Annotated in this window: 4 protein-coding genes and 1 pseudogene; all 5 read right to left on the bottom strand. The window is 70.5% G+C overall.

The window, feature by feature from the left end:
- Positions 1-1248, bottom strand: a pseudogene (locus ACWEBX_RS37270) (hypothetical protein); the annotation flags it as partial.
- A complete protein-coding gene (locus ACWEBX_RS37265; protein ID WP_451889170.1) occupies positions 1245-2204 on the bottom strand; it encodes a hypothetical protein in 960 nt (319 codons plus the stop codon). The pseudogene ACWEBX_RS37270 and the gene ACWEBX_RS37265, both read right to left, overlap by 4 nt.
- Before the next feature lie 4 nt (positions 2205-2208).
- Complete coding sequence (locus ACWEBX_RS37260; RefSeq protein ID WP_451889169.1) at positions 2209-3132, bottom strand: AAA family ATPase; 924 nt, start codon at positions 3130-3132, stop codon at positions 2209-2211.
- Positions 3133-3140: 8 nt separating this feature from the next.
- A complete protein-coding gene (locus ACWEBX_RS37255; RefSeq protein ID WP_451889168.1) occupies positions 3141-4412 on the bottom strand; it encodes a TIR domain-containing protein in 1272 nt (423 codons plus the stop codon).
- A gap of 43 nt (positions 4413-4455) precedes the next feature.
- A complete protein-coding gene (locus ACWEBX_RS37250) occupies positions 4456-4935 on the bottom strand; it encodes a hypothetical protein (RefSeq protein WP_451889167.1) in 480 nt (159 codons plus the stop codon).
- Between the last annotated feature and the right edge of the window lie 263 nt (positions 4936-5198).

The raw sequence follows: 5198 nt of genomic DNA, 5'->3' as shown, positions 1-5198 counted from the left end.
GAGGTCCCCCGTGTGGGAGAAGAGTTCGCGGAGGGCGCCGCCCAGCACGGACCCGATGCGCAGGGCCGTGTCGGGGGCCACGAACTCGATCAGGTCCTGGCAGATGCGGACCGCCGTCTCGAGTGGCCGCCGGGTGCCGTGGCGGAAGCCGTGGAGGTACGCGGCTTCCGCGGCTTCGCAACCGAGCTCGGGGAAGCGGGCCAAGGCGTAGCCGGCCGCCAGGACGCGTTCCGCCAGATCGAACGCCTCGCGCAGCGCCACCAGGTCGTCCTCCCGACGGAACCGGCCGAGCAGGTCCCGTAGCGCCCTGGTCACCCGGGAAGTCAACTCGGGCTGCGGCTCCTGCCCGAGCAGATCCCGCAGGACCTCGTACTCGGAGGCCTCGGTCCGTGGCGCCGTGGGAGCCTTCCGGTCGAGCTCGTAGACGTGACCGGCGCCGGTGTGCAGGCCGATGCGCCCGGTTCCCACCTCGACGCGCACGACGGTGGCCGCCTCGATCTGCACCGTCCGGGTGGCGGAGCCGGTGACCACCTCGACCACGCGCGGGTGGGTGTCGGGGACGAGGATCGCCACCGCGGACGGCCCTCGTACGTCACCCAGGAGCAGCGCGGATCCTTCGCGCTGGACGCCCAGTCGGACCTCGCCGACGGCCGTGGCGATGGACGAGATGCTGGCGAGGGTGAGTTCCGGCGCCGTCCCCGGATCCAGGGACGGCACGTGGGGACGGGCCGCGTTGGCGAGACTCCACGCGGTCGTGGTCGAACGGGCCTCGTGGGGCAGCCTCGTCCACGCCTCCGCGAACCAGCCCGCCAGGCCGGAGCGGTTCTGCCGTACGAGGGCATGCAGGGCCCGGTTGAGCTGATCGGCCGCGGCTTCGGAGTTGCCGGTGAGACTGTCCCAGGTGACCTGTTCCTCCAGGAGCAGCGCCGGCGACAGACCGCTGTGCACCTCGGTGACGATCTTCATGACGTCCTTGAGACGCGGGTCGGTCTCCAGTTTCTGCAGCAGGCCCGCGCGCAGGTAGGGCAGGCATTCCGGGAGCAGCGCGATGGCTTCGGGGGTACGGGCGCCCACCCAGTCGCAGAACCACAGATCGGCTTCGGCACCGACGTCCAGATGCGGCAGGAGCCGCAGCCGGACCGCGCGGATCAGTTCGGGTTCGATGCGGGTGGCGATGCTCAGGACCGTGGCCAGCTCCAGGGCTCCCGCCGTGGGCGGAGGCGGCAGCTCCCGCGGCGGCGCGGTCATGGTGTCCTCACCCTGGCCCGGCTCGCGGTGGTGGTGCGGTCCCAGCTGACCAGCGGCAGCAGCCTCGTCATCCACGCGGGCCAGCGCTCGGGCGGATACGGCGAGAGCGCGACGACGCTGCATCCGGCGCAGGTGACGAGTGCCGCGAAGTCTTCCCAGTCGGCCCGGGTGGCGCGCTGGAGGTCGTCGGGCGGGCCACCGAGTCCGAGGTCCGAGAGCAGCAGGACGCGCCGACCGGGTGCGGGAGGTGTGTACGCGGTGCGGGTCCAGCGTGCGCCGGGCCCGGTTCCGCGCTGCGGGAGATCGGAGAAGTAGCCCACCTCGACCAGGCCGGATCCGACCACCGTACGGATCTGGCCGATGAGTTGGTCCTGGTCGCGGCGGAAGGGCTGCATCCCGGCGCTCCGGTCGACGAGTACCTGGACGCCGTGGCGCAGTGTGGGCACGGGACGGCGCGGCAGCCGTGTCACCGGGCGGCCGCGGGCGAGCGTGTCGATCAGCGCCGGGATGTCCACGGGGCCCTCGCACACCTGGCGGGAGAGCATGGCGCGGACGATGGCACTGGTCCAGCCCGGAACGAGAAGGGGCAGATGGGGGAGCGGAACACGCTCGGTCGTCGGTCTGGCGAGTGGCTCCACCGGTTCACGCGGCGGGCTCATGCCCTTGGTGCCCGTCGGACGGAGCAACGGCAACTCGGCCGTCACGTCACCGACTTCACCCCGGTCCTCGGCATCGGTACCGGGCTGTGGCTCGGCGCGGGGCGCCGCCCCGGGCTCCTCACGCGGAGCGTCGGCCGGGATCTCCGGAACGGCAGGGCTCACCGGGGGCGGGGTGAAGTCGATCTCGGGCATTCCCCCGGCCAGTCCCAGCATCTCCAGGACCCGCGCCCGGTCGCTCTCGGTCCGGGCCACCTCCAGGGCGCGGACGACATCGGCCAGCCAGATCTGCGGACGCATCGCGTCACGGCTCCAGATGCGGGGACTTGGTCAGCGTCAGGTTGCGGATGAGGGGCCACTGCGGGTGGGCAGGACCGTAGTCCAGTGTGTGGCAGGCGCGCAGGGCGTCGAGGTACTCGGCGGTGCTGGGCAGCCGTTCGCGCCGGGCCCCGCCGCCCGTCCGTATTTTGATGAGCTCGTCGGCCAGCGCACTGGCGAGGCCGAGCGTCGGCGGGTCCAGCGGGACCCCGTCCTCCCGCAGATGCAGCTCCGCGATCCTGATCAGGCTCTCGCGGTTCGGGCCGGGCAGGGTGAAGGTGACACAGCGCCGCAGGAACGCCTGCGGGAGTTCACGCTCCCCGTTGGTGGTGATGACGATCAACGACGCGCCGACGCCGGGCTCGCGGCGGACGGGGGTTCCGGTCTCGGCGACGGTGAACTCCTGCGAACCCAGGGGTACGAGGAGGCTGTTGGGCACGTCCGGGTCTGCTTTGTCGATCTCGTCGATGAGGACGACCGCACCCTGCGCCAGATGCTGCCGGTAGAACCGGTCGAGCGGGTCGTGCCGGTGGCGCGGCTTGAGGAGACCGCCGCGGGTGTGGGCCGACTCGGGGGCGAACGACCACCACAGGACACCGGGCTGGATGTAGTCGCCGTCGTTCAGCACGCCGCGGTGCGTCTGTGCGTCGGACAGCCTGCGCACACTGTCGAACGTCCACAAGAGGTCGGTGGCCTGGGTCCGGGACGTGACCACGTGCTCGTAGTAGCGCAGGCCTTTGTCGCGGGCGTAGAACGGGGCCAGGGACGACTTGCCGGATCCCGGGTCCCCGCTGAGCAGCAGGGGCCGGTCGGTGGCCAGCGCCACCTCGATGGCCAGCTCGAGGCCCTCGGGCATGTCGTAGACCCGGCCGTCCCTGGAGTCGGGACCGTACGAGACGAGATCGGTCACAAGAACTCCTATGAGTATGCGCCGGCGAGTTGCTCGTGCAGTTTGCTGAGGCGCTTGTTGCGGAGCCTCGCGGTCTGTTCGTCCTGCGCGGTGAGCAGCGGCTGCAGGAGCACCGCGTTCTCGAAGACCGCCAGAGCCCGGTCGTCCGGCTCCGGCGTTCCGGTGGTCACCAGGACGATGAGCCAGGAGAAGGCTTCGTGCAGAAGCTTCACGGCCTGCGCGAACTCGGCGTCGGGTGCGCAGCGTTCGTCGATGACGAGGTAGTGGGTGCGCTCATCGAGATCGTGGGGCAGCACCCGGTCCTCCTCGGAGTCGGCCTCGAAGAACTCCCGCCACACCGCGTTCTCCCAGGTGCGGAACCGCTCCCCGACCCGGTCCTCGCCCGTGGGCAGACTCCCGATCGACTTCATCTCGAAGCCTTGGGTGGCGGCGCAGGTCGCGCGTCGTATGTACTGCTCGGCCGTGCTGATCGCCCGGGCGTTGAGGAGGACTGTCATCCCGCGGGGGCGTCTGTCCGGCTCGGGGAGCACGCCGCGGGCTGCCTGTTCGTCGACCCAGGTGGGTGCCAGCGCCGCGGTCAGCCGACGGATGGTGTGGTCGGGGAGCGAGGGGGCCAGAGCGTCGAGGGCCGCCTCCATCCGGTCGGGCGGGGCCACCAGGAACTGGTGGGCAAGAAACAGACAGCCGCCGTGCTGAGCGGTGACATCGGCCAGGTAGGCGCTCTCGACCTTGAGCGCTCTCGCGGCGTCGACCAGGAGGCTGGACTTCTGCTGGGCCTCGGCGAGATAGAGGCCCAGCCGTTTGAGCCAGGTACTCATCGGGTCGTCGCCCGTCGCCGCCTCGGGAAGGTCGACGAACCGCTTCAGTACCTGGTCGGAGAGGTTGCAGGCATCCGGCTGTTCGCCACGCGCGGTGCGTGCGAACTGGATCGGCCGGAGCTCCTCCAGCCCGGCGATCTTGACAGCCTTGGTCGTGAGTCCGTCCAGGAGGACGGGCACCACGAGCAGACGCGCACCCAGTGCCCTGCGCCACATCAGGATGTTGACCTCGCGCTGCACCCAGGAGGACTTCAGCGCCTCCTTGTTGAGCAGAACGACTGCCGCTTCGCAGCTCGCCAGCCAGTGGACGATCTCGGGGAGCCACTCGTCGCCGGGCCGGATGTCCGACTGGTCGACCAGCGGAGTGTGGTTCCTCTGTCTGAGCTGTGCTTCGATCCTCTTGAGGACAGCCATGGCGAACGCGTCGCCCCGGGCGCTATGGCTGATGAACACGTCCCCCACGACGCCGATTGTGATCCATCATCAGCCGCCATGGAGGAAATTCTCACAAACCTGCGTCGAACTCCGGTTTCGCGACGATGATCCGCCAACGGCGGAGCTCCTCCGTGAGCGTCGACTCGACCCGGACGGCCAAGGCCCGGAAGGATACGGCGACTTCCGGGCCGGCGGGCTCGACGAGCAGCTTGCGGAGCGTGTTCTCGTGCCCCAGCAGTTCCTGGCGGGTCTCCTGGTAGGAGACGGCCAGCCGCTGTGAGGCGAGCAGGTTCTGCACGGCCAGCACGGTGTTGCACACGGGCGGGAGGCCCGCGGCCAGCAGCGCGATGACGAGGGCGGCCACCGGGGGCTCGTTCCCACCGCGGCTCGACACGAGCAGCGCGGCGTACGAGAGAGCGATGGCGACAGCGGCCAGGACGGTGCCCTTGGCGACCCTGCCGAGGGCGCTCTCCGTGCGCCCGCACTTCTCGGAGGCGAGTTCGAAGTACAGCCCTTGGCGCCTGATCCGGTAGTCGAGGTACGTGCTCATCCTGTCGGCGGTCTCGATGTCGGTGTCGGTGCCGGCTTCACCACGCCGACGCCAGACCTCGTCGTGCCAGTGGCTCTCCGATCCGTCCGTGTCGCGGTCGGCGAGGCGGGCGAATCCGTCGAGCTCGGCCGGCCCGCCGCCGGCGAGCAGGCTCAGCCGCGCGTCGCGGATCCGCTCCGCCTCCTCGTCGGTCCGGCCCAGATAGGGTCCGACGGCCGTGAGGACCCACCTCGACGATCCGGCCCAGGTACATCACCGCCACC

The sequence above is a fragment of the Streptomyces sp. NPDC005070 genome, from assembly GCF_053600395.1.
The sequence above is the reverse complement of the archived record's forward strand: the minus strand, read 5'-3'. Positions and strand labels throughout refer to the sequence as shown.

Coding starts and splice junctions, on each gene's coding strand:
- ACWEBX_RS37250 (WP_451889167.1), bottom strand. CDS start 4,935: ATGAGCACGTACCTCGACTACCGGATCAGGCGCCAAGGGCTGTACTTC.
- ACWEBX_RS37265 (WP_451889170.1), bottom strand. CDS start 2,204: ATGCGTCCGCAGATCTGGCTGGCCGATGTCGTCCGCGCCCTGGAGGTG.